The 26,623-nt window shown below is 38.9% G+C and carries 24 protein-coding genes; 10 read left to right on the top strand and 14 right to left on the bottom strand.

The genetic code is table 11. The annotated features are described in order from the left end of the window. Positions 1-74: 74 nt before the first annotated feature. On the bottom strand, positions 75-1,616 hold the full coding sequence (locus tag PGN18_RS00370) for an acyl-CoA carboxylase subunit beta (protein ID WP_335317367.1): 1,542 nt from the start codon (positions 1,614-1,616) through the stop codon (positions 75-77). A 1,152-nt stretch (positions 1,617-2,768) separates the two neighbouring features. On the opposite strand from PGN18_RS00370, the gene PGN18_RS00365 reads away from it, so the two are divergent. From PGN18_RS00365 to can, 3 genes are all read left to right on the top strand, one after another. After that, positions 2,769-3,119 (top strand): hypothetical protein, encoded by a 351-nt coding sequence (locus tag PGN18_RS00365; RefSeq protein ID WP_335317366.1) that lies wholly within the window; start codon positions 2,769-2,771, stop codon positions 3,117-3,119. Between the two features lie 142 nt (positions 3,120-3,261). Continuing rightward, a complete protein-coding gene (locus PGN18_RS00360; RefSeq protein WP_335317365.1) occupies positions 3,262-4,869 on the top strand; it encodes a SulP family inorganic anion transporter in 1,608 nt (535 codons plus the stop codon). A 2-nt stretch (positions 4,870-4,871) separates the two neighbouring features. Continuing rightward, positions 4,872-5,528, top strand: coding sequence for a carbonate dehydratase (gene can, locus PGN18_RS00355; RefSeq protein WP_335317364.1), 657 nt, complete (start codon positions 4,872-4,874; stop codon positions 5,526-5,528). A gap of 200 nt (positions 5,529-5,728) precedes the next feature. Here can and pruA read toward each other — a convergent pair whose 3' ends face one another. The 9 genes from pruA to PGN18_RS00310 all read right to left on the bottom strand — a co-directional run bounded on the left by pruA (position 5,729) and on the right by PGN18_RS00310 (position 14,432). Next, on the bottom strand, positions 5,729-7,363 hold the full coding sequence (gene pruA / locus PGN18_RS00350) for an L-glutamate gamma-semialdehyde dehydrogenase (protein WP_335317363.1): 1,635 nt from the start codon (positions 7,361-7,363) through the stop codon (positions 5,729-5,731). 250 nt (positions 7,364-7,613) lie between these two features. Then, a complete protein-coding gene (locus PGN18_RS00345; protein ID WP_335317362.1) occupies positions 7,614-8,069 on the bottom strand; it encodes a 4'-phosphopantetheinyl transferase family protein in 456 nt (151 codons plus the stop codon). Then, positions 8,059-8,319 (bottom strand): acyl carrier protein, encoded by a 261-nt coding sequence (locus PGN18_RS00340; protein ID WP_335317361.1) that lies wholly within the window; start codon positions 8,317-8,319, stop codon positions 8,059-8,061. Before PGN18_RS00340 ends, PGN18_RS00345 begins: the two co-directional genes overlap by 11 nt. Further along, positions 8,312-9,589, bottom strand: a complete 1,278-nt coding sequence (locus PGN18_RS00335; RefSeq protein ID WP_335317360.1) for a beta-ketoacyl-[acyl-carrier-protein] synthase family protein — start codon at positions 9,587-9,589, stop codon at positions 8,312-8,314. The genes PGN18_RS00340 and PGN18_RS00335 overlap by 8 nt, the downstream gene beginning before the upstream one ends. Further along, positions 9,582-10,028, bottom strand: coding sequence for a 3-hydroxyacyl-ACP dehydratase FabZ family protein (locus tag PGN18_RS00330; protein WP_335317359.1), 447 nt, complete (start codon positions 10,026-10,028; stop codon positions 9,582-9,584). The genes PGN18_RS00335 and PGN18_RS00330 overlap by 8 nt, the downstream gene beginning before the upstream one ends. Positions 10,029-10,052: 24 nt before the next feature. Next, the gene (locus tag PGN18_RS00325; RefSeq protein ID WP_335317358.1) at positions 10,053-11,105 is read right to left on the bottom strand and encodes a type III polyketide synthase; all 1,053 of its coding nucleotides are present in this window, start codon (positions 11,103-11,105) and stop codon (positions 10,053-10,055) included. Further along, positions 11,102-11,815: a methyltransferase domain-containing protein gene (locus PGN18_RS00320; RefSeq protein ID WP_335317357.1), complete on the bottom strand. Its 714-nt coding sequence runs from the start codon at positions 11,813-11,815 to the stop codon at positions 11,102-11,104. The genes PGN18_RS00325 and PGN18_RS00320 overlap by 4 nt, the downstream gene beginning before the upstream one ends. Then, entirely contained in the window at positions 11,816-12,946 is a 1,131-nt protein-coding gene (locus PGN18_RS00315) for an NAD(P)/FAD-dependent oxidoreductase (protein WP_335317356.1), read from the bottom strand. 346 nt (positions 12,947-13,292) lie between these two features. Then, positions 13,293-14,432 carry a sterol desaturase family protein gene (locus PGN18_RS00310; RefSeq protein ID WP_335317355.1) on the bottom strand — a complete coding sequence of 380 codons (1,140 nt, stop codon included), beginning with the start codon at positions 14,430-14,432 and terminating at the stop codon, positions 13,293-13,295. Positions 14,433-14,955: 523 nt separating this feature from the next. Between PGN18_RS00310 and PGN18_RS00305 the strand changes: the two genes are divergently transcribed. The 4 genes from PGN18_RS00305 (at position 14,956) to PGN18_RS00290 (ending at position 20,304) form a co-directional block, all read left to right on the top strand. Beyond that, positions 14,956-16,113, top strand: coding sequence for a carboxypeptidase-like regulatory domain-containing protein (locus tag PGN18_RS00305; RefSeq protein WP_335317353.1), 1,158 nt, complete (start codon positions 14,956-14,958; stop codon positions 16,111-16,113). Between the two features lie 334 nt (positions 16,114-16,447). Continuing rightward, positions 16,448-17,509 (top strand): tetraacyldisaccharide 4'-kinase, encoded by a 1,062-nt coding sequence (gene lpxK, locus PGN18_RS00300; RefSeq protein WP_335317352.1) that lies wholly within the window; start codon positions 16,448-16,450, stop codon positions 17,507-17,509. After that, the gene (locus tag PGN18_RS00295; protein WP_335317351.1) at positions 17,481-18,296 is read left to right on the top strand and encodes a purine-nucleoside phosphorylase; all 816 of its coding nucleotides are present in this window, start codon (positions 17,481-17,483) and stop codon (positions 18,294-18,296) included. The genes lpxK and PGN18_RS00295 overlap by 29 nt, the downstream gene beginning before the upstream one ends. 1 nt (position 18,297) lies before the next feature. Next, positions 18,298-20,304 carry a putative porin gene (locus PGN18_RS00290; protein ID WP_335317350.1) on the top strand — a complete coding sequence of 669 codons (2,007 nt, stop codon included), beginning with the start codon at positions 18,298-18,300 and terminating at the stop codon, positions 20,302-20,304. A 74-nt stretch (positions 20,305-20,378) separates the two neighbouring features. Here PGN18_RS00290 and PGN18_RS00285 read toward each other — a convergent pair whose 3' ends face one another. Together PGN18_RS00285 and PGN18_RS00280 are read right to left on the bottom strand one after the other, a co-directional pair. Continuing rightward, a complete protein-coding gene (locus PGN18_RS00285; RefSeq protein ID WP_335317349.1) occupies positions 20,379-21,119 on the bottom strand; it encodes a porin family protein in 741 nt (246 codons plus the stop codon). 266 nt (positions 21,120-21,385) lie between these two features. Next, positions 21,386-22,567: an asparagine synthetase B gene (locus PGN18_RS00280; RefSeq protein ID WP_335317798.1), complete on the bottom strand. Its 1,182-nt coding sequence runs from the start codon at positions 22,565-22,567 to the stop codon at positions 21,386-21,388. Between the two features lie 231 nt (positions 22,568-22,798). Between PGN18_RS00280 and PGN18_RS00275 the strand changes: the two genes are divergently transcribed. Both PGN18_RS00275 and PGN18_RS00270 read left to right on the top strand, forming a co-directional pair. Then, positions 22,799-23,260, top strand: a complete 462-nt coding sequence (locus PGN18_RS00275) for a peptidylprolyl isomerase (protein WP_335317348.1) — start codon at positions 22,799-22,801, stop codon at positions 23,258-23,260. A gap of 137 nt (positions 23,261-23,397) precedes the next feature. After that, on the top strand, positions 23,398-23,937 hold the full coding sequence (locus tag PGN18_RS00270) for a DUF5606 family protein (protein ID WP_335317346.1): 540 nt from the start codon (positions 23,398-23,400) through the stop codon (positions 23,935-23,937). 57 nt (positions 23,938-23,994) lie between these two features. On the opposite strand, the gene PGN18_RS00265 is transcribed toward PGN18_RS00270, so the two are convergent. Continuing rightward, a complete protein-coding gene (locus tag PGN18_RS00265) occupies positions 23,995-24,120 on the bottom strand; it encodes a hypothetical protein (RefSeq protein WP_262502298.1) in 126 nt (41 codons plus the stop codon). An 85-nt stretch (positions 24,121-24,205) separates the two neighbouring features. Next, positions 24,206-24,679: a 23S rRNA (pseudouridine(1915)-N(3))-methyltransferase RlmH gene (gene rlmH, locus PGN18_RS00260; protein ID WP_335317345.1), complete on the bottom strand. Its 474-nt coding sequence runs from the start codon at positions 24,677-24,679 to the stop codon at positions 24,206-24,208. 109 nt (positions 24,680-24,788) lie between these two features. Between rlmH and PGN18_RS00255 the strand changes: the two genes are divergently transcribed. Next, positions 24,789-26,603, top strand: coding sequence for a MutS-related protein (locus PGN18_RS00255; RefSeq protein ID WP_335317344.1), 1,815 nt, complete (start codon positions 24,789-24,791; stop codon positions 26,601-26,603). Positions 26,604-26,623 lie beyond the last annotated feature (20 nt).

Below are 26,623 nucleotides of genomic sequence, written 5' to 3'. Positions count from 1 at the left end.
TAAGATATGTAGTCTAAAAATGGACGATGTTGAGTTATTCCATTTACCATCTTTACCTTATCCATCTTCCATCCCTACAAAGGTATATTTCCATGTTTCTTTCTCGGATTATTTACCACCTTATTTTCCAACATTTTAAAAGCTTTAATCAACTTTACTCGGGTTTGAGAAGGCTCAATTACTTCATCAACAAAGCCCCGTTCGGCAGCGCGATAAGGGTTGGCAAAGATATCTGAGTATAATTTTTCTTTTTCCAGCCATTTCTCTTCAGGGTTTTCTGCTGCGGTAATTTCACGTTTAAAAATAATTTCTGCAGCACCTTTGGCACCCATTACGGCAATTTCTGCACTAGGCCAGGCGTAATTCATATCGGCACCAATATGTTTGCTGTTCATTACATCGTAAGCACCGCCATATGCTTTTCTGGTAATAACGGTGATACGCGGTACAGTGGCCTCACTAAAGGCATACAATAACTTAGCGCCATTGGTAATAATGCCATTCCACTCCTGATCTGTACCAGGTAAAAAACCGGGAACATCTTCAAATACCAGCAAGGGAATATTAAAGCAATCGCAAAAGCGGACAAAACGCGCAGCCTTAGCTGAAGAATTGCTATCTAAAACGCCTGCCAGGTAAGCGGGCTGATTGGCTACAATACCGATGCTTCTGCCTGCAAGTCGGGCAAAACCGACCACAATATTTTCTGCGTAAGCAGCATGTACTTCTAAAAAACTATCGGTATCGGCTACAATTGCAATCACTTCACGTATATCGTAAGGTTGTGAAGCATTTTCCGGCATAAGCGTGTTGAGTTGTGGCCGGCTTTCATCAGCTGCTTCATAAAATAGGTGATCGGCTATTTCCTCACAATTTTGCGGCATATAGCTCAATAATTTTTTCACATGGCTAATGGCCTCAATTTCATTGGCACAGGCAAAATGCGTAACACCTGATTTTGTGGCATGTGTACTGGCGCCGCCTAATTCTTCAGAAGTTACTTCTTCGTGTGTTACCGTTTTAACCACATTTGGACCGGTTACAAACATGTACGAAGTATTTTCTACCATCAAGATAAAATCAGTAATGGCTGGCGAATAAACGGCTCCGCCCGCACACGGACCCATTATGGCCGATAACTGCGGAATTACACCGGAAGCCTGTACATTTTTATAAAAGATATCGGCATAACCGCCCAAAGAAACCACACCTTCCTGGATACGTGCACCACCGCTATCGTTCAAGCCGATCAATGGAGCTCCATTTTTCATGGCCATATCCATCAGCTTGCAGATTTTCTCCGCATGGGTTTCAGATAGTGAACCGCCAAACACGGTAAAATCCTGAGAGAATACATAGGTCAATCTGCCATTAATTGTTCCATAACCTGTTACCACGCCATCGCCCAGATATTTTTCGCGTTCCATACCAAAGTCGGTGCTTCGGTGGGTCACCATCATGCCAATTTCTTCAAAACTTCCTTCATCCAGTAAAAAATGGATGCGCTCGCGGGCAGTAAGTTTACCTTTTTTGTGCTGATTATCGATCCGAACCTGTCCGCCGCCAAGGTTTGCCTGGTTTATTTTATCCCTAAGTAATGCTATTTTTTTGTCCATTGCCATGCGATGAGATTTTAAAATTAAAAATTACTGGTGGTAATGCAAGGTAAGCGAGCTATTATTTTATTCGAAGCATTGATGTTGAGTAAAGCGAATGGCGGGCTAGTGTACCTACTAAAAATTACCTTTCATTTTTAATTAAAATAGTTGATATGATTAGGAAACGGTTGGTTCTTTGCCCTTGGCAGCTTTGGCCCGCTTTCTGGTACGAGTTCCGATGAAGGATCAGAAGCTCTTCCCTACAATCGGATTTATTTAACTTAGGACGGTGCTCGGAAACAAACCGCTGTTGACTAAACCTGACAGAAGCGATATCCTTTTTGGTTTCGGTTGATTTGAATTTACCGCTAATTTTGCCAAAAAGATTTAGCATATGGCAGGGCTTCAGTACCTATGAAATCCTGACCGCTCATTTCCAAAAAAGAAAAAACATTAATCATTAGGAAATGGTTGGTTCTTCGCCCTTGGCAGCTTTTGTCCGCTTTCTGGTACGAGTTCCGATGAAGGGTCAGAAGCTCTTCCCTACAATCGGATTTATTTAACTTAGGATGGTGCTCGGAAACAAACCGCTGTTCACTAAACCTGACAGAAGCGATATCCTTTTTGGTTTCGGTTGATTTGAATTTACCGCTAATTTTGCCAAAAAGATTTAGCATATGGCAGGACTTCAGTACCTATGAAATACTGGCCAGTCATTTTCAAACAAAGAAAAATACTAATAATTAGGAAATGGTTGGTCCTGATCTTTTGGCAATTTCAGTCCCGCTTTTTGGTACGGGTTCCGATGAAGGATCGGAAGCTCTTCCCGACAATCGGGTTTATTTAACCTGGGCCGGTGCCTGGAAAACAAACCGCTCTTCACTAAACCTGACAGAAGGAACATCCTTTTTGGCCTCGAATAATCTTAATTTACAGCTAATTTGCCAAAAAAAATAGGCCCGCCTGCAGTACAGGAAGGGATGGCCGGGCTTAACTGACCGATAACAATATAAACTGCTGTTCTCCGGAACTTATAAAGTATGCTGTTTTAGCCTGACAAATATCAGCCTTTTACCTAAATTACATTTTTTTTACAGCTCAATGCATTGAAAAACCAATAATCCGTTTATTTTTGTATGGATAAGAATTAAAACAGCATTAGAATTCTAAATGTTTTTAAGAAAATACAAGTATTTAATCGTTGCTACATTTATGGTTATCTTCATGGCGAAGATGGGCATTTCTGGTGCACCTGTATTTTATACAAGTATCGATAAGGAAATTATGAATGCTGTCATCATGCAAATCGAGTTAGAGCATGAAGGCGGAAAAGATACCGCCAAAGACACCGCAAAATTTACTGATTTCAAACTCATCGAATTGAATCATCCCATTCTTTCTTATGAGTTCTCTTCCAGCCACTTCTTTTTGAAGAGCAGTTTTATAGAACACTTCAAAAGATATGTAGATCCATATCATCCTACTGTTCCAACACCTCCGCCTAACTTTATCTGGTCTTAATTATTTGGGGCAAAATTACCTGTTTAATGGTATTGAGCGTTATTGCGATGTTTAAATTAATGCAATACGTAAATGCTTTATGCAGCATATTTTAATCCCCTACGATTTTATTCGTTAAAATTTACCAGATTATTATATCGTTATGCAAAAAATTAACCCGGCCTTTTCAGGTTCGGATGTGAAAAAATATTTTCTCAAAAAGAACCTAAAGAAAGATTTACCCTCAAGTATTGTAGTGTTCTTAGTGGCCCTACCATTATGTTTGGGTATTGCCCTGGCTTCTGGTGCGCCACTATTTGCCGGTTTAATTACCGGAATTATAGGTGGAATTGTGGTCGCTTCTTTTAGTGGCTCGCAATTAAGTGTTAGTGGCCCTGCGGCAGGTTTAACGGTTATTGTTTTAGGTGCAATAACCTCATTGGGGAGTTATCCTACATTTTTACTTGCTGTGGTATTGGCAGGGGTATTCCAGCTGATTTTAGGACTGGTTAAAGCCGGCACTATTGGTAATTATTTCCCTTCAAGTGTAATTGAAGGGATGCTTGCCGCTATCGGACTGATTTTAATCTTAAAACAATTACCCCATGCATTAGGCGTTGATACCGATTTTACCGGCGATGAGGGTTTCTTCCAACAGGATCATGAAAATACTTTTTCTGCAATCACTGCGGCGATAGGCCATTTTAGTCTGGCTGCGGTGGTGATTAGTTTATTATCGATAGCTATCCTGATTTTGTGGCCGAAGTTTCCGAAACTGGCAATCGTTCCTGCACCATTGGTAGTAGTTACCCTGGGCATTCTTGGAACCCTGGTTTTCGCTGGAACCAATTATCCGCTACGCGCCGACCAAATGGTGAAGATTCCGGTGGTGAATGGCTTTAGTGAATTTTTGGGGCTATTTACAATGCCCGATTTCTCTCAAATAGCTAATAAAAACGTATACATCGTTGCCGTAACCATTGCGGTTGTAGCAAGCCTGGAAACTTTGCTCAGTATCGAAGCGGTAGATAAAATTGATCCGATTAAGCGTGTAACACCAACAAACAGGGAGCTGATTGCGCAGGGGATAGGAAATATAACCAGCGGTATGGTTGGTGGTTTACCTATGACATCTGTAATTGTGAGAAGTTCAGCCAATGTAAATGCAGGTGCAAGAACTAAAATGTCAGCTATTTTTCACGGCATTTGGTTGTTATTGTCGCTACTGTTTATTCCAGGACTCATTAACATGATTCCCTTGTCTTGTTTAGCCGCCATTCTGCTGGTTACCGGATATCGGCTAACAAGGATTGGTCTTTTTAAACACATGTACCACAAAGGATGGGACCAGTTTGTACCATTTGTGGTTACCGTTTTAGCGGTGTTGTTTACCGATCTGTTAAAAGGGGTAGCCGTTGGTATGTTGGTTTCTATTTTTTACTTACTGCGGACCAATATGCGTAACCCTTTCTTTTACAGGATTACAAATGAAGGTGACAAAAAGAATATCAGAATTAAATTGGCAGAGGAGGTTTCTTTTTTAAATAAAGCAGCGATACAGGTAGTTTTAACGAATATCCCAACAGAAACAAATGTAATAGTTGATGGTTCAAATGCCAGGTATATCGATCCTGATGTATTGGAAACCATTTACAATTATAAGCATAATGCCTATACAAAAGGCATTATCGTAACCCTGGAGAACATCCAGAAACATTATACAGTACCAAAATTAAATATTAAAGTAGAAGAAGAAATTAATAAATTATAATTATGTGCGCTAAAACAATAGAAACGAAAGATATTACTTATGATACCTTGTTACAAGGCAATAAAGATTGGGTTAAAGATACGATTGATAGCGATCCTGAATTTTTCGACAAATTGTCGGCAGGTCAAAGTCCGCCGGTATTGTGGATTGGCTGTTCTGATAGCCGCGTACCTGCAAACCAGATCACAAATACTAAACCGGGTGATATTTTTGTGCATCGGAATATCGCCAATGTAGTGGTGCATACGGATATGAATCTGCTTTCCGTACTGGATTATTCGATTAATGTATTAAAGGTTAAGCATGTAATTGTGTGTGGCCATTACGGTTGTGGCGGTGTAAAAGCAGCACTGGGTAATAAACAAGTTGGAATTATTGATAACTGGTTGAGAAATATCCGCGATGTATATCGTACCCACGAGCGCGAAATGGCAACAATCGAAGATCCTGATCAGCGATTTGACCGTTTGGTGGAATTAAACGCCATTGAAGGAGCTGCAAACGTAACCAATACATCAATCGTACAGAGTGCCTGGGCCAATGGACAGGAACTGGCGGTACATGCCTGGGTTTATAGTTTAAAAACGGGAATTATTAAAGACTTGAATGTAACTTGTACCTGTGTTGATGATGTTGCTCCTGCTTTCCAGGTGGGATAAATGCACCATTATTACGCCATTTTTTTAGTTGTTAGCAAAAGCCTGGGTTTATTCCAGGCTTTTATTTTTGTGGTAGATTTCGAGCTTTTGGTCATCATCGTTTTTTTGCAGATATTTTCTGCTTCTTAAGGCGGAGTCCTTTTAAAAAAAACAAAACCCCCGGATGTTTCCGGAGGTTTTGATACAAAGTTATTATCATATTAATCTTCCGCCAAAAATGGATAACGGTAATCAGTTGGGGGATTAAAAGTTTCTTTAATGGTACGAGGAGAAACCCAGCGCAATAAATTAATCATTGCCCCAGCTTTATCATTTGTACCTGATCCTCTTGCCCCGCCAAATGGTTGCTGGCCAACTACGGCACCTGTACATTTATCGTTAATGTAAAAATTACCAGCCGAGTTGCGTAATGCATAACTGGCTTTTTCTATAGCATATCTATCTTGTGATAAAATAGCTCCCGTTAGGGCATACGGTGAAGTGGTGTCGATTACTTCTAAAATCTGGTCAAATTCTTTGTCTTCGTATACATAAACAGATAATACCGGACCAAAAAGTTCCTCACACATGGTGCTATATTTCGGATCGTCAACTACTAAAATAGTAGGTTCGATAAAATAACCTTTGCTCTTGTCATAGTTGCCACCTGCAATAACTTCTACACCTTGGTCTTGTTTAGCCTGATCGATATATTTAGCCAGTTTATCGAAAGAACGCTCATCAATAACGGCATTAATAAAGTTGCCGAAATCTTCTGTTCCGCCCATTTTAAATGAGGCTAAATCTCTTAACATTAATTTTTTAATCTCAGGCCACAGGCTTTGAGGGATATAAGTACGGCTGGCTGCTGAACATTTTTGTCCCTGATATTCGAAGGCTCCCCTAACAATTGCAGTAACCGAAGCAGCAACATCTGCGCTTGGATGGACCAGGATAAAATCCTTACCACCAGTTTCTCCAACGATGCGTGGATATGATTTGTATTTATGGATGTTTGTTCCTATTGTTTTCCAGATTTCCTGAAAAACTTTTGTCGAGCCTGTAAAGTGAATCCCTGCAAAATCAGGATGATTGAAAACCACATCGCCAACTTCAGGGCCATCTGCAAAAATAAGATTGATTACACCGTCAGGTAAACCTGCTTCACGGAAAACCTGCATAATTACATTGGCCGCATAAACTTGGGTATCTGCAGGTTTCCACACCACAACGTTACCCATCATGGCTACACAAGCTGGTAAATTACCTGCAATTGCTGTAAAGTTGAAAGGTGTTAAAGCAAATATAAATCCCTCTAAAGGGCGTTGTTCTGTTCTGTTCCACATGCCATTTGGCGATACCGGCGGTTGTTGTCCGTAAATATCCTGCATGTAACTTACGTTAAAACGTAGAAAATCTACCAGTTCACAAGCAGCATCAATTTCAGCCTGATAGGCATTTTTACTTTGCCCAAGCATGGTTGCTGCATTAATTTGGTAGCGGTATTTTGTAGCGAACAAATCAGCAGCTTTCATAAAAATAGCAGCCCTATGTTCCCAGGCTAAAGCTTCCCAAGCTGCCTTGGCAGCTAGTGCTGCATCTATGGCTTGTTTTACATGGCTTTTATCACCATAACTAAAGGTAGCCAGTACATGTTGATGATCATGCGGAGCTACTACTTTCTTCTTATTTTCAGTATGTACTTCCTGGCCACCAATAAACATCGGAATGTCCAATTGCTTAGCACGAGCTTCTGCGATAGCTTCTTTTAAAAGCGAACGTTCTTTTGTGCCTGGTGCATAGCTGTTAATGGGTTCGTTTACCGGAGTGGGTACGTTAAAAAATCCTTTAAGCATGTTTTATTTTTTATGATTTGCACAAAGATAATGCTTTTTGGGCTTGGCCATTCCATTATTCTGTAAAGAAAACAGCGTAAACGTTCTGCTGTGTAAGAGGAGTGATGGTAAAAGTTAATTATCACTTTATTGTGGTTAAAATTTGGGTGTTTTTAGTGGAGTTGTTTTCTGGTGTCGGTTGTTAATTTGTGGTTCGTGGTGTCGGCTGTTACCAGCTGACACTAACCCTGAATCACAAGAGAAATGATAGTTAATATATCAAAGCCAAATACTGACCGTGATGGCTTACACTGCCAGGTTTAGTACTTTTATAATCATCTGGGTGATCAGGTATTTCATAAATAACTACTTCGACTGCATTCAACTTATCGTAAACAGGAGCAGCTATGGTATGTATAAACGATGCTTGAACATCGCTCTTGGTAAAATAGTTGTATCCATTAATTTTTACCTCACCATACGTATCTGCATGGATAGAACAGCTCAAACTTTTCGGTGCAAAATTCCGGATGCCCGTTTTACGATTGTGGATTTTATAGGCTGATTCTTTCATACTCCATAACAGCCATACCATTTCATCGGGATTATTTGCCGACGAGATTAATAACTGTTCTTCTGCGGTGAAAATTTTATCCAGGTAGTTTTTACGCCTCCAGTTACTTTGGATTTTGGCCAGATTCAGGTCAACGATATCGTTACCCAGCATGTGCTTCCAGTTTTTGAGCGATAATTTCGGTTGTAGCTTTTACCGTAAGCATTTTAGCCATGGACTCATTGTCTATTTCGATGTTGAATTTTTCTTCAACGTCCAGAACAATATCAACCAGATTGGCCGAATTTATTTTTAAATCTTTTATAAAATCGGTGTTTTCATCGATATGAGCCAATGCTGCTGCATCTTCACTATAAGGTTCAATAATCGTTTTCAGGGTTGCTATGATCTCTTCTTTATTCATAGGGATATTTTTTAAAAATAATACAGGCATTAATATCGCCAAAACCAAAACTGGCTTTTGCTAAAATATTTACTGGTTGATGAATTACTGTTTGCGGAATACATTTCGAATCAATTAAAGTGCTAATCTCAGGGTTTAAGTCTTCGCAATTGATATTCGGAAATATAAAACCCTCCGAAAGTTCCAATATCGAAGCCACACATTCTATACTTCCTGAGGCTGCAATACAATGACCAATCATACCTTTTAACGAATTGATGTATGGAAAATCGTGATCAGGTAGTTGTAAGGCTATTTTCCAGTTTTCTATTTCGAGTGCATCTTTGCTTGTTGCGGTAAGGTGGCCGTTAATCAGGTCGATTTCACGTGCTTCAATTTCGGCATTTTTTAATGCCGCCTGAATGCATCGTTGTACTGCTATAGGGTTTGGAGCAGTCATAGAGCCTAAACCCCGTTGACCGCCCGAATTGACATGGCCACCACACACTTCAGCGTAAATTTTAGCTTTCCTTGCCAATGCGCTTTCAAGTGATTCCAATACCAAAGCACCCGCACCACTTCCGGGTACGAAACCACTTGCGGTGGCACTCATTGGCCGGCTACCTTTTTCAGGATCGTGGTTATGTTTAAAAGTACAAACTTTCATGGCATCAAAACCACCCCAAATGTAAGGACCACTGTCGCTGGTACTCCCTGCCAACATTCTGGTAGCCTGGCCCGTTTTAATTCTTTCGTATGCCAGCAGTATGCTTTCTGCTCCGGTTGCGCAGGCCGATGAATTGGTGCTAATCTGGTTGCCTAAGCCAAGTTTTCCGCTGATAAAAGCGCTTATGCCACTGGCCATGGTTTGAATTACAACTGAACTGCCCAATTTTTTAATTTCGAGCGCATCTATTTTGTTAATTGCCCATCTGAATTTATCAATACCAGACGTGCCTGTCCCGAAAATGGTACCACTATCCCATTCGGGTTCGTTATTATTTTCAATGTTTAAACCCGCATCCTTCCAGGCCTCTAAACCCGCAATAACGCCATATATAATTCCTGTACTGTTTAGGTTCCGTAATTCAAGTGGTGTAAAATATTGGCCGATTCGCTCATCGCTAAGCAGTGGCTTACCAGCTATCTGGCAAGAGAAGTTTAAGGCTTTCAGTTCCGGCTGATGGCGGATGCCCGAAATGCCATTTTTTATGGCATCCGAAAACTCGTTAATGGTAGTACCATTGGGTGCACAAACGCCTAAGCCCGTAATGACCACTCGATTATCCATTTTCTTTCCGAATTAACATACCAGAAATATTTCCTTTGCAAACCACTTCTCCAGCTGCATTTTCCATTTTTACTTTGCAGCTGAGTTTATTAAACCTAAAATACACTTTCTCGCTGGTAACCATTACCTGCTCGCCCGGGCTGACTGGTTTTAAAAAATCAATAGCATTTGATGTCATGGCCAAGGATATATTTTGATCAGTTTTGACATCTCTGAGCAGATAAATACCCAAACAAACCAACCCGATCTGCGCCATGGTTTCCGTAAGGATTACTGCCGGAGTAATCGGGCGATTTTTTAAATGTCCCTCATAAAAAGGTAAATCTTTAGCATAAGTATAAGTGCCTTTTGCTCCATTTTCATCAATGTGTAATAACTCATCAACAAAAAGAAAAGATTTACCATAAGGCAGTTGATCTAATATTTCTAGTTTGGTCATGAGTAGATGATTAATGAATAAGTGTTACCATTGTAGAAGTATGCGTTGTGCTGAAAAACCAGGCCCAAAGCTTAACATCAGTCCTTTTTCTCCAGGCAATGGCTTTTGATCCATCATCCGCTCCAAAACACAAAGTACCGTGGCACTACTCATGTTTCCATAAAGCCTCAATACTTCTTTGGTGTCATTTATATTTTTGCCAAGCTGTCCGAATAATTCTTCAACAGTCTGGATAATTTTTTTTCCGCCCGGGTGGAAGATCAAATGATCTATATCGCTAATTTCGAATCCGTTTCTCTTTAGGAATGGATGGATGATATCGGGAAAATGATTGGCAATGGTTTCCGGAACGGCCACATCCAGTACCATTTGCAGTCCGGTATTGGTGAGTTTAAAACCCATCATCTCTTCCGCATCATAAAAGTGGTACATTTCTTCGGCCAAAATCTCCGGTCCAGTATCTTCTTGATCCGAGCTTAATAACACACAGGCAGCACCGTCGCCAAATATTGCCGCACTTACAATGTTGGCCATTGAAAAGTCGTTTAACTGAAAGGTTGCTGTTGGCGATTCTACCGCAATGACTGCTGCACGCTTGCCTGGATTAGCTTTCAGAAAATTCTTAGCGTAAATCATACCCGATACACCAGCCGCACATCCCATTTCGGTTACGGGCAAACGAATAATATCCTGTCGCAGTTTGAGCAAATTGATCAGATAGGCATCCAAAGAGGGGATCATGATTCCCGTGCAGCTTACCGTAATGATGTAGTCTAAATCCTGCGCCTGCCAGTTGGCCTTTTCAAGTGCACTTTCCAAACATTTGGCGCCCAGTTTTATGCCCTCGCGTACATAAATATCGTTTCGTTCCTCAAAGCTTAAGCTACTAAAAACATCTTCGGGCGACATGATCGAGTATCTTTTATCTACCGCGGCACCTTCAAAAATCTTTTTTACTTTCCTGATAAAGCGATCGTCCTGGTCTTTTAGCCAAACATCTAAAAATGGCAAAATGTCTTCGGTTGACCGCCAATAATCTGGTAAGGCTTTACTTACTGCTTTTATGGTTACGCTCATGTTGTTTTAATTATCCATTGGTAGCGGAAAGCCCATTTCCATTTTATGGAACTCGATTTTAAGTTTAATTGTTTTGTATACTTAAGTAAATCTGCCTTTTTAAATCCACGTAAAATAGATATTAGTCCATCTTCTCTAGACATATCATTTAACCGAAAAACATAACACAGCGCTTTAAACAGGTAATAGGCTATTGCACTTCGTTGCAGGTCGTTTATTACAATGCCCATTGTTGCCGATCTTTTAAAATTGTTTAACAGACCAATGATTTCTCCATCTTTAAAATGATGGAGTGTTAAGGTGCAAAGCATGATGTCGCAAGGTTCTGGTTTACTCAAATCATCAAAAATATCGCTGCAGGCATAGGTGATGTTAGGGTAGTTGGCAGATAAACTTTCAGCATGATTGATGGTAAATCTATTGGCATCTATGCCCTTTAAAATAAAACGTAAACCTTTCTTTTTTGCGTAATCGGCCAAAGTGCGCAACATATCTCCGTTTCCACAACCAATATCGGTAATACTGATGACCTGATCGGATGGTTTGCTGTCTGTTAAAATTTTAACACCATCTAATGTAACCTTATTACCACCAAGAAGTTGGTTAATGCTGGCTATTTTGTCAAGCGCATCGCGCAATATCTCGCCTTCCATGGCGAAATCATCCATAATCTCTGGTGCTGTGCTTCTAAATTTGGTATCTACTGGCATTTATGATGAAACTGTGATGGGCTTGCCATGGGTTCTTTTAATTATTGTACTTAACACAAAGGGCATTTTAATTAATGTATTAATCGCTAAACTTTCCAATTTGGTGTTCCTTAACAGAGAAGATAACATTCTTCCCATTTTCAATCGGCTTTTAAATTCGTTGTTCCAATGTGCAGTATAACTTTCTTCCAGTACCTCACGCGAGTTGATTTTGTCTTCGATCCTTTGATGCAAAAGTTCTGAAGCAACTTTGGCAGCGTGGATGGCCATAGCCATACCGTTACCGCAAAGCGGATGGATTAAGCCCGCAGTATCGCCAACCATTAAAATATGATTATAAACAGGCTCTTTACGTTCAAAAGAAACCTGGCTGATGGTTATAGGCGCGTCAAATAAACTGGTTGCATTTTCCAGGATATCCTTAAGGTAACTGTTTTTATACAGCACGTTTTCCTGAAAGTCAGATAGATTTTTGTGCTTTTTAAAATGTTCATAATTTGCCAGGTAACAGATATTTAACCGATCGTTTTCAACCTTGGAAACGCCACAATAGCCACCTTCAAAATTGTGCAGGCTAACCAGATGATTAGGGAAATTGGCTTGGTAATGTGCTTTAACGGCCAGAAAAGGCGATTGCTTATTCATAAAACTCCGATTTAGCTTCACATCAATGGCCGATCTTTTTCCATATGCGCCAATTACGTAAGGGGCGTTAAAGGTATGATTTGTAGTGGCTACTTTGAATTGGTTGTTGGCAAAATTTATATCCACAACGCGATCGTGGATTATTGTTATCCTTCTGTTGATGAGTTCGGTATAGAGATAATGATCAAGCGTATATCTGCTCAAACCAAAACCGCCCAATGGCAATTGAGTCTGAATACTTTTCCCAAGGTTTGAGGTAAAAAGTAACTCGCTGATAAATGTTGGCGCCAGACTTTCAATATCCAGGCCAAGCCATTCAAAATAGGGGGCTACTTCGTTTGAAATATATTCACCGCACACTTTATGGTGGGGATAAGTATCTTTCTCAATCAACGTAACCACTAAACCCAACTTATTTAGATGAAGTGCAGCGGTTAAACCTGCCAATCCACCCCCAATAATTAAAATTTCCGTTTCGGCCTGCATAAAATAAGATGGAACACTAATATAACGAATTAATAAAGCGTTTGTTCCATGTTTGTGTTTTTAACCACAGAGTGAATGGAGAAAAAAACACTGAGGATCCTGCTTGCGCTCGTTTCCAAACGAGTGCGGAAATAGCTTTACGATTACATCGTAAAATGATTTTTGCTTAGCCACAGAGATTATTGAGAGAAACACCAAGCACACACAGCGCTGGGTTTATAATATTGTGCGCGATCAAATGTTGACATCTGAGGGTTTTTGTTTGTCTCAACAATAGTTTACAATTACATCGTTTAAAACGATGGGTTATTCAATGCTCGTTAGAAACGAGCGTTAGCTTAATCCATTATCTATCACTTTTTTCTTCCATATTCAGATCTGCATCAAACGGACTTTTCGTAAAAGGATAAACAGTTTGTTTAACGAAACCTTTCGGATAAGAAGCTTCATGCACACCCGTTCCGGCAGGCCATTCTTTGCCTGGCAAATAGTAGGTGCCAAAAATCATGTCGATAAATGGAAAGATCGAAGCAAAATTATGTCCATAATATTTAGGGTCTTCGCAATGGTGCCAATGGTGGTATTGAGGCGTGGTAAATATGTATTTCAACGGACCAAAGTTAATTCGCGTATTCGCATGAATTAGCACGGCGTGGATGGCGATAAAAATAATGTAGACATTGAAAACCGTAGCCGAAAAGCCCAAAATGTATAGCGGAATGAAAGTCATGGCCCTGGTGAAAAAGATATCGATAAAATGGGTACGGCTTCCGGCCAGCCAATCCATATTTTGGGTGGAGTGGTGGATGGAATGGAAACGCCATAAAGGCACCCAAGTGTGAAAAATCCGATGTGCCCAATACTGAAACAGGTCGGTAGTGAAAAAAGCTAGAAACAAAGCGAGTACAAATGGCAGGCTTTGTACCCAGGTATGCAGCTGATCTAAACCCATCCAGCCAAAAAATAGTACAGCAGGTTTCTGGGTTACAATGCCAAAAAACTGGATAAATAAATGGCTCACTACAAAATAGGTTAAGTCGGTCCGCCATTCTTCATGAAATTTGGTCTGGTTAGTATTTTTCGGAAAAAATAATTCTAGCGGAACAAAAATAGCCACCATGAGCAGCAAATCTAAAATCATCCAGTCTAAGCCAAAATGCCAGCTAGATTTGGCAACATCCCTACCCTGAACCGTTACCGCACCCAATAAAACTGCCAGAGCAGTCAACAAAAAGCCTGGCCAGGCCCACTTTAATTTTTTGCTTAAAACAATACTCAATGCCGAAAAGAAAAGGGCTGCAATAACACCGCCCAACATTAAAACTTCAACACTTTCTTTGGTATAAACTTCACGAAACTCCGGGGTGGTAAGCTTTTCTGGATAGTGAAAACAAAGGATGCCGAGTAAAACTAAAACAGCTAAAAATATAGAAATGTAGCCACTAATCTGACCCTGACCGATTACTAATCGCTTATTTGGAGACATTAAAGTATATTTTTGGTAATTGGCAATAATAATAAAAAAAACGTGAATAACTGTTAACTGGTTTAATCAATGAATTGTTTGAATCAGTTAGTTGATTTTAACATATTGCTTATTAACCTAAGTTCGTTATGTCGTGCTGATTGGATTTATTTTACAAGTAGAAATAGCCTTTTCAATTGCCTTGTGCCTACTACATGGTCAGCATCTTATTTTGCAGGAAAGACCCTGAAATGAATTACCTTCGGTGAGTTCGCGAATGCTCGGTTCAGGGTGATAACCCGTTTATATAAATATTCATGTAGAAGAATAAAAGCGCATTATTATTCGAACTCAGGTATTAAATTTCAAACTGAAACTGCTAAATGATTCTAGATGCTTTGGCAACTGCAAAGTGCAAACTGTTAACTAGGTAAATTGGTTAACTGACTCCTACCATCCTTCTTTTATATTTTTGTTATTAAAATAGAATAATTACTTTACGGTTAAATAATCAGATATTACTAAATAACGCTATAAATCTCTTATGTTATACCGCTCAAAAATCATATTGCTAATCACGATAGCTAGTCTTTTTACTTTTCAAAGCGCATGGTCACAACAGCTTATCAAAGGGCAAGTAATTAATGAATCCAATAAAGGTATTTCATCCGTATCTATCTACAGCAAGCAGAAATTAATAGCCCTAAGTGATCCCGAAGGTAACTTTAGTTTCAAAATAGACTCCTTAAATAAAGGTCAGTTGCTTTTTTTCAGTTCGGTGGGTTACGAAAGCCGCTCTTTTGAAATTAATGAGCAAAGCACTATCGGCGAGTTAAGAGTTAAGTTAAAAGACAAATACATTAAATTGGACGATGTGCATATTTATGCCGCCAATTTCGCTGCTACTTTGATGAAAAATGCTGTTGTGCACCTTGCCGACACTGGCGTGGTAAGTGAAAAATTGTTGTGCAGGCAGTATATGGTAAAAGACGGCAAATATTATAGCTATGCCGAGGGATTATTTAATCTTCACACTGATGAATATAAAAATGATATCAGGTTACAGCTTGAAGGGTTACGAAGGCTGAAGGAACTTAAAAAAACAGGAAGTGTAAAGATCAATTATGCAGTTGATTTAAGAGTGGAGCTAAAATCTTATTTTGTCAGTAATCTCAATGAGAATATGCTAAGCGAGGATAATGATTATGAAATTGAAGGGCAGGTTGAATATGAGGGAACCAAATGTTATAAGATCGCTTTCAATAGGACCAAGAATGTATTATACAAACGCAAGAATGGCTGGGTCTATATCACCGTAGATCAACACCTGATTAAAGGTATGGAAAGCAATATTGCCACAGTAAATAAAAGCATGATCTGGATCAACAGGCAAAACTATATCATCGAAAATGGTTTGTCGAAGTTATCTTCTACATATTTAAAGTGTAATGTAGTGGCGGGATTATTTTCTGAGGGAGAACCTTCAGCAGAGATGGAACTGGTCTTTCTAGAAAATATTGATCCTGAATTGAAAAATAGCGATAATTATTCTACCCTAAAAGTAAGACAGGATTTTTATCAATACCCTAAAAAGAACAATGCAGCGTTATGGACAGCACTCTATCAGAAGCATAACTTAATGATTCCAAAGATAATTGTTGAAACCTATAAATCTGATAAAGATATTTTGGAACAATTTTAAGTTTAAGATCATTTGCCATTTGTCAATTGTAAACTGCAAATTGAAAACCATTGATTAATCGACTTTAAACTTAATAAGTTGGTTTTCGATTATTTAGTTGTAACTGTAAACTGCAATTTGTAAACTGTTAACCGGAATAATCTGGTCACAACTTGACAAGTCGATTTGCCTTTAGTTTATCGCTACTGTAAACTGGCAGTTAAAAACTGCCAACTTCAAACTAAATCTCCCTCCTACAAACCATTTCAGTCGCTCAGTGGTTGCTTTAAGTGGGCATGAGCCTAAGTTATGCCGTTCTTTTTTAAATAATCAGTAATTTTGAAAACACGACACTATGCTAGTTAATTATCTACGTCTTTTATTGCTCCCTTTTTCATTGGTTTATGCCATGGCCATTACACTCCGGAAAAAACTTTACGATTGGGGAATTTTGCGCAGTGTATCGTTCGATTTACCTATTATTTGCGTGGGCAACCTCGCTGTTGGCGGCTCTGGAAAAACACCAACCACCGAATACCTTGTCAGGTTGCTATCAGGATATAAAGTAGCTATTTTAAGCCGGGGTTATGGCCGTAAAACCAAGGGTTTTATTCTAGGCGATGATCATGCTACAGCCGAAACAATTGGTGATGAACCTCTACAATATTACCAGAAGTTTAAGCAGGTTACCGTAGCCGTATGCGAAGACCGTGTGGCAGGAGTAAAGCAGTTGCAAAACAATCATGATGTAATTATCCTGGATGACGCTTTTCAGCACCGCGCCATTAAAGCCGGATTAAATATTTTGCTTTTTGAGTTCAGGAAATTAGGTACTTTGCAGTTTTTACTGCCCGCGGGTAATTTAAGGGATATCTTTTCCTCGCGCAAAAGAGCTGATGTACTTTTGGTTACCAAATCGCCAGTGCCTTTACTGCATGTGGCCCAACAGGCTTCGGTAAATGAATTGCAGCCAGATGTCGATCAGCTAGTTTTGCATTCTTATTTAAAATATGGCGATCTGATCCATTTATACAGTAATGAATATCAAACGCTTGAGTCAATTAAAGATTTCGAAATTTTTCTGCTTACCGGAATCGCAAATCCCGATCCTTTAATCGAAGAGCTTGAAAAATACGCAGAAAGCATTAAACACGAAAAATTTCCTGACCATTATGCTTTTAAAAATGATGATCTTAAGAAGTTTAAATCGGCTTTTATGGCCAGCAATAAAAAAGATAAAATCATTATCACAACAGAAAAGGATAGCAAACGTTTAAGAGCTACCGGATTTAAAGATTTACTGGTAGATTTACCTATATATTATTTACCTATCGAGGTTGAATTATTTGAAGAAGATAAGATTATCTTTGACGAACTCATTTTAAATTATGTTAAGAGCAATAGAAGAAACCGTTGAATATATAAAACGTAAAACAGAGAACTTTAAGCCAGAAATAGGTATCATTTTAGGTACCGGCTTAGGTGGCCTGGTAAAAGAAATTGAGATTGAACATCAACTGATGTATTCTAATATTCCCAATTTTCCCATCTCTACTTTAGAGTTCCACAGCGGCAAACTGATTTTCGGAACATTAAACGGTAAGAAAATTATAGCCATGCAAGGCCGCTTACATTATTACGAAGGGTATAGCATGCAGCAAATCACCTTTCCGGTTAGGGTAATGAAAGGTTTGGGTATCGAAAACTTAATTGTATCCAATGCTGCTGGCTCCCTAAATCCCGAATTTAAAAAAGGTGATTTGATGGTTATCGATGATCATATCAACTTACAGCCGGATAATCCATTGCGTGGTTTAATCGAGAGTGAATTAGGTCCACGTTTCCCGGATATGAGCCAGCCCTATAAACGCGACATCATAGGGAAAGCATTAGAGATAGCTAAAAGTGTAGACATTAAGTGCCATAAAGGGGTGTATGTAGCTGTTTCCGGACCGAATTTAGAAACCAAGGCCGAATACAGATACCTGCGTTTAATTGGTGCTGATGCAGTAGGCATGAGTACAGTGCCTGAAGTTATTGTGGCCAACCATGCAGGTCTGCCCGTTTTTGCCATTTCTGTATTAACAGACGAGGGTTTTCCGGAAGATCTGCAGCCTTTTGATTTGGATGAAATTTTAGCCGCTGCAGCTAAAGCCGAACCGAAGATGACCGAGATTTTAACCCGCTTAATTTCTGAACTATAAGATGCATAAAGCTGTTAAGATCTGTTTTTATCTCCTGCTGCTGTTAGGCATCAACAAAGCCTTTGCTCAAGATTTAAAAACAAGTGTTGGTACCAATAAAGAACTTGATTCAGTTAGGAAAAAGCTTGATGGGGGTAAAGATTCTGTAGTTTTTACAGCCAAGTATATTCGCTTTACCAAGCTGTCTTTAACCAAAGATAGCATTGTGCTGTTACCACTGGATACCTCAACTGTTAATATTCAGAATTATAGCCCGCTTTTACAACCTACCCACCCAACCATTAACAATGGTAACATGGGGCTTTCGGCCCGCCCCTTACTGTACGAGCCCAGTAAGCGGATTGGTTTCGATGTGGGCTTCCATTCACTCGATTATTATGCTTTAACGCCTGATGATATCATTTACTATCAGGCCAGAACGCCTTACACCAGCCTGTACTTTGTGAGTGCAGGTCAAAAAGAACAGCTTTTTAGGGCTACTCATACACAGAACATAAAAAAAAACTGGAACGTTGGGGTTAATTTTAACCGCGGCGATTCTAAAGGATTTTATTCGAGGCAGCGTGGAGATAACCTGAATGTTGCCATATTTTCATGGTACCAATCGCCCAATAAACGTTATAATATGTGGGCATCGGCAATTTTCAATACCATGCGTGCCTATGAGAATGGTTCTACGGTAGCTACAGGATTATTTGAACCTAATTACACCAAAATTTCCAGAGAAGCAGAACCCATAAATTTATCAGATGCCAGAAATTTGTACCGAAAGAACACCATTTTTCTGAAACAAACCTATTACGTAGGCAGGATAGATACCTCTGTAAATGTTAATAATGCGGTTTTACCTACCAATAAGGTTTCGTACACGTTTGAGTATAATAACAATAGTTATGATTTTTACAAAAACGGAACGGATGCAAATAATGTGCTGCCTCCAGGAATAGCGAGTACAACATATACCGACGATTCTACCCACGTAAAACACATCAAAAATGAATTTATTTATAGTTTCTTTCTAAGGCCAAAAAATAGTTCGGTTATTAAAAATGAATTAAAGGTTGATGCAGGTATAAGGCACGATTATTATACACATGAATATCTGGGGTTAAAACAAGATGGCACCAGTTATGAACAGAGTAGGTTTGCTTATCAAAACATTACCATTTTAGGCTCCGCGGGTTATCGGTTTTCTAATAACATAGATTTTAATTTAGATGTGCAGCAAATTTTGCAGGGCGAAAATGCCGGTGATTATTTATACGAAGCCAAAAGCAAAATTCTTTTAGGCAAAACCATCGGCAGGATTGAGTTGGGGGCCTATGCGCAGAACCAAACACCGGCAGCTATTTTTAATTATTACCATGGCAATCATTACCAATGGACAAATAATGATTTTAAAAACACTAAAATTGCCAATTTATCCTTCAACTATATCAATGATAAGTATGGTTTTACTGCCGGAGCCAAATATTACTTAACCAGTAATTATCTTTATTTTGCTGCAGATTTGAGCAATAATACTACTTCTATTTTACCAAAACAGGCTACTGCTGATATTAGTTTGATCAGGTTGGATGTATCTAAGAAAACCCGGTTTGGTAAATTTGTAATGGAAAACTATGTTGCTTATCAGAAAACAGATAAAAATGCGGTATTAAGAACACCGGATTTTTATACTTACAATAGTATTTATTTTGATAATACCTTTTTTAAGGTATTAAAAGCCAATGTAGGATTTGATGTGAGGTATAATTCCGAATATGCAAATTACTTATATTCACCAGCTACTGCCCAGTTTTATATTGATGAGCGTAATCCAATAAAACTACAATCAAGACCAATAATTGATGTCTTTTTTAAAGCAAATTTAAAAAGGGCCAATATTTTTGTCAAATATGATTTTGTAAATCAAGGTCTATTCCAACCAGGTTATTATACTGTAAACCGATATCCAATGCAAGACGCCTTGTTGAAATTTGGGGTAAGCTGGAATTTTTACGATTAGTGCTTAGTCACTAGCATAAAAAAACCCTTCCCGATTTTTCATCGGGAAGGGTTTTTTTTCATAGGTATTTTCCCTTAGAATGAATAACCTACTGAAAATCCTAATACACGGTTGGTTAATTTTGCATCAGAGTTACCGCGGCTATCTTTAGGAATTAAATTCGAAAGTCCTAAACCGTAGTTAGCACCTACCAAGAAACCAGAATTTGTACGGTATGCTAAACCAAAGTTTGCACCAAAGTCTGTGCTACCATAATTTTTATCACTTGCACTACCAAAAGAAAGGTCTCTATCGTTAGAATTGGTTACCGTAGCACTAGTATTGTTGGCATTGTTAACCGTTGTAACTGTGGTTTGTCCCTTGTCTTTACCTGAGATATTAAATCCAATATATGGACCGGCACTAATTTGCACTGCACCTGCATCACCTGTAGGGATTCTGAACACTGCATTAACCGGAACTTCAATGGCCATTAAATTTGTTTTAACAGATGATGTAGTGGTTATGGTGTTGTTACCTACTGTCGCTGCACTAGTAGATTCAAACTTATTACCTTTGTTCTGTAATGATACGCCCGGTTGGATGAAGAAATTGTTTCCTACACCGAAATCCGCAAATGCTGTTACATTAAACCCAACATTATCCTTTGCATTGTCATTGAAAGATGTGCTGCCATCAGTACCGCTTGAGTGAAATCTTGCCAAGTTAACGCCGGCTTTTATTCCAAATCTCGCGTCACTACCTGTCATGGTGTTTTGAGCGAAAGCACCGGTTGCTAATAAAACTACTGAAGCACTTAATAATAACTTTTTCATGATATTTTTCTTTATAAAATTCTTATTTAAATTTTAGGTGTTACCCTATTTGTTAATTGCCAGTGCTATTCCAAAAGCTGTGCCAAAGTATCAGTTGTGTTACATTTTTTGAGTTAAATTATTGGTTATCAGTGCGATTTTAATAGGCATTGGGTGAGGTTAGTATTCAATCGAAATTTTGCGTACGAAGCCATTTACTGTACACATAACAGGAATGCAGCAGGAGGTTGGATAATTTTAAACCTGAATAATGCCAGAATTTGAATCTAAGTTTTTTGAGGCTTCTTTTTGGCTGCCGGAAAAAGTACATTGTTTAAGATCAGTCGGTACCCCGGCGAATTTGGATGCAAACTTAAATCTGTAGGTGGATCGCCCACAGCATGCTGATAATCTTCCGGATCGTGCCCGCCATAAAAAGTAAACTGTCCTTTGCCAATTTCGCCGTGTAAATACCTTACCTCTGCTGCACCCTTGTTTTCCCCCAGAACGGTCACGCTCGTTTTCACTAAGCTTTTTTTAAAAGCGGTAGTTTGTCCCATAAAACCTTTAATCACTTTATCATGGTCCTGGGTAAGCATGGTTGGCACCAAATCCCACTTCGCCGAAAAATCGAATAAAGTAAAGTAATCATTGGCTTGATTCAGCGTACGGGTTTGGGTCACATCAATATCCGAAAATTCGTAATTCATAGGGTTGTTATCAAGCCTGAAGTTCTGAAAAGCGAGCGTTTTGCTAAAATCCAATTTCGATTGTGCATTGGGGTCGGCGGGATCCCCGTCAAACATCTGGGCACAAATATCAACGCCTTCTGCAGCAAGGGCAATGTCGAAACTATCTGTGCCAGAACACATGGCAAACAGGAAACCGCCTCCGGCACAGTATTCCTTAATGTGTTTGGCTACGGCCAATTTCATTTCTGAAACTTTCTTGTAGCCCATACGTTTGGCCAATGCTTCCTGGTTTTTAACATCTTCCTGGTACCAGGTGGCATACCTGAAGTTAGCCCAAAAACGGCCATACTGACCTGTAAAATCTTCATGATGCAGGTGTAGCCAATCGTATTTATTCAATTTATCCTGAAGGATATCGTCATCATAAATGACATCGTATGGAATTTCTGCGTAGGTTAAAACAAGTGTAACGGCATCATCCCAAGGCAGTTTGCTTTTTGGGGAGTAAACGGCAATTTTGGGTGTCTTCTCCAATTTAACCATTTCCATATTTACAGCAGGGTCGCTGATTTCATTTAAAAGGCTGCTTACCTTTCCATCGGCCATTACTTCGTAAGATACACCGCGGATTTTAAGTTCATCCTCAACTGTTTTATTATATTTAACTAAAAAGCTGCCGCCACGATAATTTAAAAGCCAATCAACCTCCAATTGTCTGCTGACGGTCCAATAGGCAATACCGTATGCTTTGAGGTGGTTTTTTTGGTCTTCATCCATATAAATTAATAGGGAAGAAGCCCTAAGCCCAAGAGAGCAAAGCAGGCAGATGAACAGGATATAATATTTCTTTGTCAAATCGGTATGCTTAAAACACTAAAATACCGCATTTAAACTGGATTGAAAAATTAATGGTGTTATAAGTTATACAATTTTGTTATTTTTGACCTCTACTGAAAAAATATGATTTTTTTTGGTGAACAAAATTTTAAAATTAGTACCGATATAAATATGAGTAAAGCAATAATAAAAACAGAAAAAGGTGATATGACCGTAGAATTCTACGAAAATGATGCGCCGAAAGCCGTTGCAAACTTTAAAAAATTAGCTAAAGAAGGCTTTTATGATGGTGTAACTTTTCACCGTGTAATTCCTAACTTTATGGTTCAGGGCGGATGTCCAAATTCAAAAGATCCGGCTAAGGCTCATTTAGCAGGTACTGGTGGCCCAGGTTATAAAATTGATTGTGAACTGGACGGGGAAAATCAATATCACGATCGTGGTGTTTTATCAATGGCTCATGCTGGCCGTAACACTGGTGGGTCACAATTTTTTATCTGCCATAGCAGAGCAAATACTGCTCATTTAGATCGTAACCATACTTGCTTTGGTAAAGTTATTGAAAATGTAGATCTTGTTGATGATATTCGTCAGGGTGATAAAATTGTAAATATTGAAGTTGTAGAAGATTAAGAGCGCAGGGCATTTGGCGATAAGCGTTTAAAGCGCTATTCCCAGCGTTCAATAAAGAGTTTTTAAACGTAAATATATTATGCGCTTGGCGGTAGACGATCTATTGCGCTAAACCCCAACCGCTAAACACACAAGATATGAATTTAAGAGGAATTGTTGCCGTATCTGGCAGACCAGGTTTATTTAAATTGGTTGGACAAAATAAGGTGGGTTATATTTTAGAAGGCTTAGATGCGCAAAAAACTAAAATTGTAGCCAACATCACCAACACAAAATTAGCTTCTTTAGAAGATATTACAGTGTATGGTGAAGAGGAGGAAATCAAATTAGCTGATATTTTTGCAAAAATTTCTGCTAAAGGAAGTACTCCGGATCTAAAAGGCGATTTACGTGCTTTCTTTTTGGAAGTTGCTCCTGGCCACGATCAAGAAAAAGTTTATGCTTCGGATATGAAAAAAATCATTACCTGGTATAATCTTTTAAAAGATCTGCCTTTGTTTACAGAAGATGCACCTGAAACCCCGGCTCCAGCTGCAGAAGCGAAATTAGCAGAAGAAAAAGCTGCTGATAAAAAAGTGAAAGCTACCGGCGCTAAGCCAGCAGCAAGTGCAAAAGCAACCACTAAAACTTCAGCTCCGGCTAAAAAAGCCAATATGACCAGTAAAAAAGGCGTTTAAACTCTATATTAGAATTAAAAAAACATCAGGCAATTTGTCTGGTGTTTTTTTATGTACCTAGCCGAAATACCAAATCAATCCGCCAATAATCAGTGAAATGATAATGCTTACCCATAGGTATTTATTGCTGCCACGCTGGTTGCTCTTGTACCGGTATTCCCGTTTATATTTATCTAGTATCATGGTTTCTTTTATTTAATGATGATTTTTATTTCCGTTTTCCATATCACATCCACATAGTCCATCTTACCTCAAACATTTTTCATCACTAAGCGTGATGATAAGGCTCTCCCTTCAAGATACTAAATCCGCGGTAAAGCTGCTCCACGAAAAATAACCTGATCATCTGGTGAGAAAAAGTCATATCAGATAGTGAAATTAGGCCATTTGCCCGTTTGTAAATACTTTCGTCAAATCCGTAAGGACCGCCAATAATAAAGATTAAATGTTGAACACTGCCAATCATCTGTTTGTTTAAATAATTGGAAAACTCAACCGATGAATATTTCTTGCCCTTTTCATCTAGCAAAATTACCATATCGCCATTGCTGATCTGTTTGTGTAAGAGTTCAGCTTCCTTCGTTTTTTGTTGCGCTTCACTTAGGTTTTTAACATTTTTGACATCAGGTATGGCCAAAAAGCTAAAATTAATATAATGTTTAAGGCGGTTGATGTATTTATCAATTCCCTCAATTAAATATTTATCTTCGGTTTTGCCAATGGCAATCAGGGTAATCTTCATTTAATATTTTGCCTATCTTTAGGATTTCGAAATTCAAACTTAGAGAAATTGTAACAAAAAAGACAAACTATCGATCTGATACCTTCGGAAATATATACATAATAAAATCATGCAGCGACAACGAGAAGAAATAATAGACGGTTACCAGAAGAAAATAAATGAGGCTACTGCAGACATAGATCGAACAAAAAAATTAATCGATCAGCTTTCTTTCCTACGCATAGGCTTGTTTCTGACCGAAATTTTATTTTTTATTTTGCTGCTGCGCTCGGCAGATGACAGCTTGCGGACATTGATCCAAATTTGTTTAGTATTACCGGTAATTGCTTTCGCCATTGTTGTGCGCAGACAAAGCCAACTGGATCGCGAAATTGATTATAAAAAACAACTTTTATGGGTTTACCAGAACGAATGGGGTATTTTACAAGGTACCGCTAACGGATATGATCATGGTAAAGCTTTTGAATCTGAACAGCATCCTTATACTTCCGATCTTGATATTTTTGGTGCCTCGTCTTTGTTTTCGCTCATCAACCGTTGCAGTACCAAAACCGGTAACAGGCTGCTGGCTAAAAATTTTGCAGAAAAATCAACCACGGATAGGATATTACACCGCCAGGAAGCGATAAAAGAAATAACGCACAAGATAGCAGAAACCTACAGTTTTAGGGCTAACCTTCATGGTTACAATCCCGATAAAATAGAACAGATTAAAATACAGTTAAAAAGTCAATTAGGCAATCAGTTGGGTTTTGTTAATGGATCTTTTATGCGGTTTTATGTGAAAATCGTACCTTATATTTCTATCGCCGTAATATTAGCCGCACTTTTGGTCAGTAGCATTTTTTGGAAAGTATTGGCCATTCTGGTTATCATCCATATCGGGTGGAATGTATTGCTGGCCTCAAAAATCAACAAAGTATTTTATAGCTTCGGTGGAAGTTCGAATCTGCTAAACGGATATGCAAGTGCTATTTTATGGACAGAGAGCCAGAACTGGAAAAGCAGCTATACACTAAGCTTATTCGATTCGGAAATTCCGGTGAATAAGGAAATTAAAGGTCTTACTAAAATTATCGAGAATTTTGATGCCCGACTGAATATTATCGTTGGCGGGGTACTAAATGCCCTTTTACTTTGGGATTTAAAATGTTGCATCAATTTAGATAATTGGTATAAATCATCCTCAAAACATGTAATTGCTGCGCTTGATCATTTGGGTGATTTTGAAGAATTGATTTCGCTGGCTACAACGGCTTACAATCAGCCAGATTGGGTATTCCCGATTATTACCGATCAATTTGAACTGGTTACTACTCAGATCGGGCACCCGCTTATTCATGAACAAGTAAGGGTAAATAACGATTTTCGAGTGGAGGTAAAACCAACGGTTGACATTGTAACAGGCTCTAATATGGCTGGAAAGAGCACTTTTCTGCGCACATTGGGGATTAATATGGTCTTGGCTTACGCCGGTGCACCTGTTTGTGCTAAAACCATGCAATTAGCCGTCTTTTCGATTAATACCTATATGCGGATCAAAGATTCGCTGAATGAAAGTACCTCTACCTTTAAGGCGGAACTCAATCGTTTGAAAATGATCCTGGATAATGTGGTGAAAGATAAGGATACTTTTGTATTGATTGATGAAATGCTTAGGGGTACCAACAGCCGCGATAAATATTTAGGGTCAAAGGTTTTTATCCAGAAGCTTATTGCTGAAAAAACACCTGCTCTTTTTGCAACCCACGATTTGCAACTGGCCGATCTGATTATCGATCATCCTGAAAAAGTTCGCAATTTCCATTTCGATATCCAGATCGCGGATGGTGAAATGAGATTTGATTATCTGCTCAAACAGGGTCCGTGTAAAACTTTTAACGCAGCTATATTACTGAAAGAGATTGGTTTGACTTTAAATTGATAGTTGGTGATATTTGTGAT

The organism is Pedobacter terrae, from assembly GCF_036946585.1.
Taxonomy (GTDB): Bacteria; Bacteroidota; Bacteroidia; order Sphingobacteriales; family Sphingobacteriaceae; genus Pedobacter; species Pedobacter terrae_C.
Note: the sequence above shows the minus strand (reverse complement) of the source record. Positions and strands in the feature narration are given on the sequence as shown.

Bases quoted from the DNA above. Each gene is read 5' to 3' on its own strand.
- PGN18_RS00370 (WP_335317367.1), bottom strand. From the start codon at position 1,616: ATGGACAAAAAAATAGCATTACTTAGGGATAAAATAAACCAGGCAAAC.
- PGN18_RS00320 (WP_335317357.1), bottom strand. From the start codon at position 11,815: ATGCCAGTAGATACCAAATTTAGAAGCACAGCACCAGAGATTATGGAT.
- PGN18_RS00310 (WP_335317355.1), bottom strand. From the start codon at position 14,432: ATGTCTCCAAATAAGCGATTAGTAATCGGTCAGGGTCAGATTAGTGGC.
- PGN18_RS00275 (WP_335317348.1), top strand. From the start codon at position 22,799: ATGAGTAAAGCAATAATAAAAACAGAAAAAGGTGATATGACCGTAGAA.
- PGN18_RS00265 (WP_262502298.1), bottom strand. From the start codon at position 24,120: ATGATACTAGATAAATATAAACGGGAATACCGGTACAAGAGCAACCAG.
- PGN18_RS00285 (WP_335317349.1), bottom strand. From the start codon at position 21,119: ATGAAAAAGTTATTATTAAGTGCTTCAGTAGTTTTATTAGCAACCGGT.
- PGN18_RS00270 (WP_335317346.1), top strand. From the start codon at position 23,398: ATGAATTTAAGAGGAATTGTTGCCGTATCTGGCAGACCAGGTTTATTT.
- PGN18_RS00340 (WP_335317361.1), bottom strand. From the start codon at position 8,319: ATGAATAAAGAAGAGATCATAGCAACCCTGAAAACGATTATTGAACCT.
- pruA (WP_335317363.1), bottom strand. From the start codon at position 7,363: ATGCTTAAAGGATTTTTTAACGTACCCACTCCGGTAAACGAACCCATT.
- PGN18_RS00360 (WP_335317365.1), top strand. From the start codon at position 3,262: ATGCAAAAAATTAACCCGGCCTTTTCAGGTTCGGATGTGAAAAAATAT.
- rlmH (WP_335317345.1), bottom strand. From the start codon at position 24,679: ATGAAGATTACCCTGATTGCCATTGGCAAAACCGAAGATAAATATTTA.
- PGN18_RS00305 (WP_335317353.1), top strand. From the start codon at position 14,956: ATGTTATACCGCTCAAAAATCATATTGCTAATCACGATAGCTAGTCTT.
- PGN18_RS00330 (WP_335317359.1), bottom strand. From the start codon at position 10,028: ATGACCAAACTAGAAATATTAGATCAACTGCCTTATGGTAAATCTTTT.
- PGN18_RS00325 (WP_335317358.1), bottom strand. From the start codon at position 11,105: ATGAGCGTAACCATAAAAGCAGTAAGTAAAGCCTTACCAGATTATTGG.
- can (WP_335317364.1), top strand. From the start codon at position 4,872: ATGTGCGCTAAAACAATAGAAACGAAAGATATTACTTATGATACCTTG.
- PGN18_RS00345 (WP_335317362.1), bottom strand. From the start codon at position 8,069: ATGCTGGGTAACGATATCGTTGACCTGAATCTGGCCAAAATCCAAAGT.
- PGN18_RS00315 (WP_335317356.1), bottom strand. From the start codon at position 12,946: ATGCAGGCCGAAACGGAAATTTTAATTATTGGGGGTGGATTGGCAGGT.
- PGN18_RS00365 (WP_335317366.1), top strand. From the start codon at position 2,769: ATGTTTTTAAGAAAATACAAGTATTTAATCGTTGCTACATTTATGGTT.
- PGN18_RS00290 (WP_335317350.1), top strand. From the start codon at position 18,298: ATGCATAAAGCTGTTAAGATCTGTTTTTATCTCCTGCTGCTGTTAGGC.
- PGN18_RS00335 (WP_335317360.1), bottom strand. From the start codon at position 9,589: ATGGATAATCGAGTGGTCATTACGGGCTTAGGCGTTTGTGCACCCAAT.
- PGN18_RS00295 (WP_335317351.1), top strand. From the start codon at position 17,481: ATGTTAAGAGCAATAGAAGAAACCGTTGAATATATAAAACGTAAAACA.
- PGN18_RS00255 (WP_335317344.1), top strand. From the start codon at position 24,789: ATGCAGCGACAACGAGAAGAAATAATAGACGGTTACCAGAAGAAAATA.
- PGN18_RS00280 (WP_335317798.1), bottom strand. From the start codon at position 22,567: ATGGATGAAGACCAAAAAAACCACCTCAAAGCATACGGTATTGCCTAT.
- lpxK (WP_335317352.1), top strand. From the start codon at position 16,448: ATGCTAGTTAATTATCTACGTCTTTTATTGCTCCCTTTTTCATTGGTT.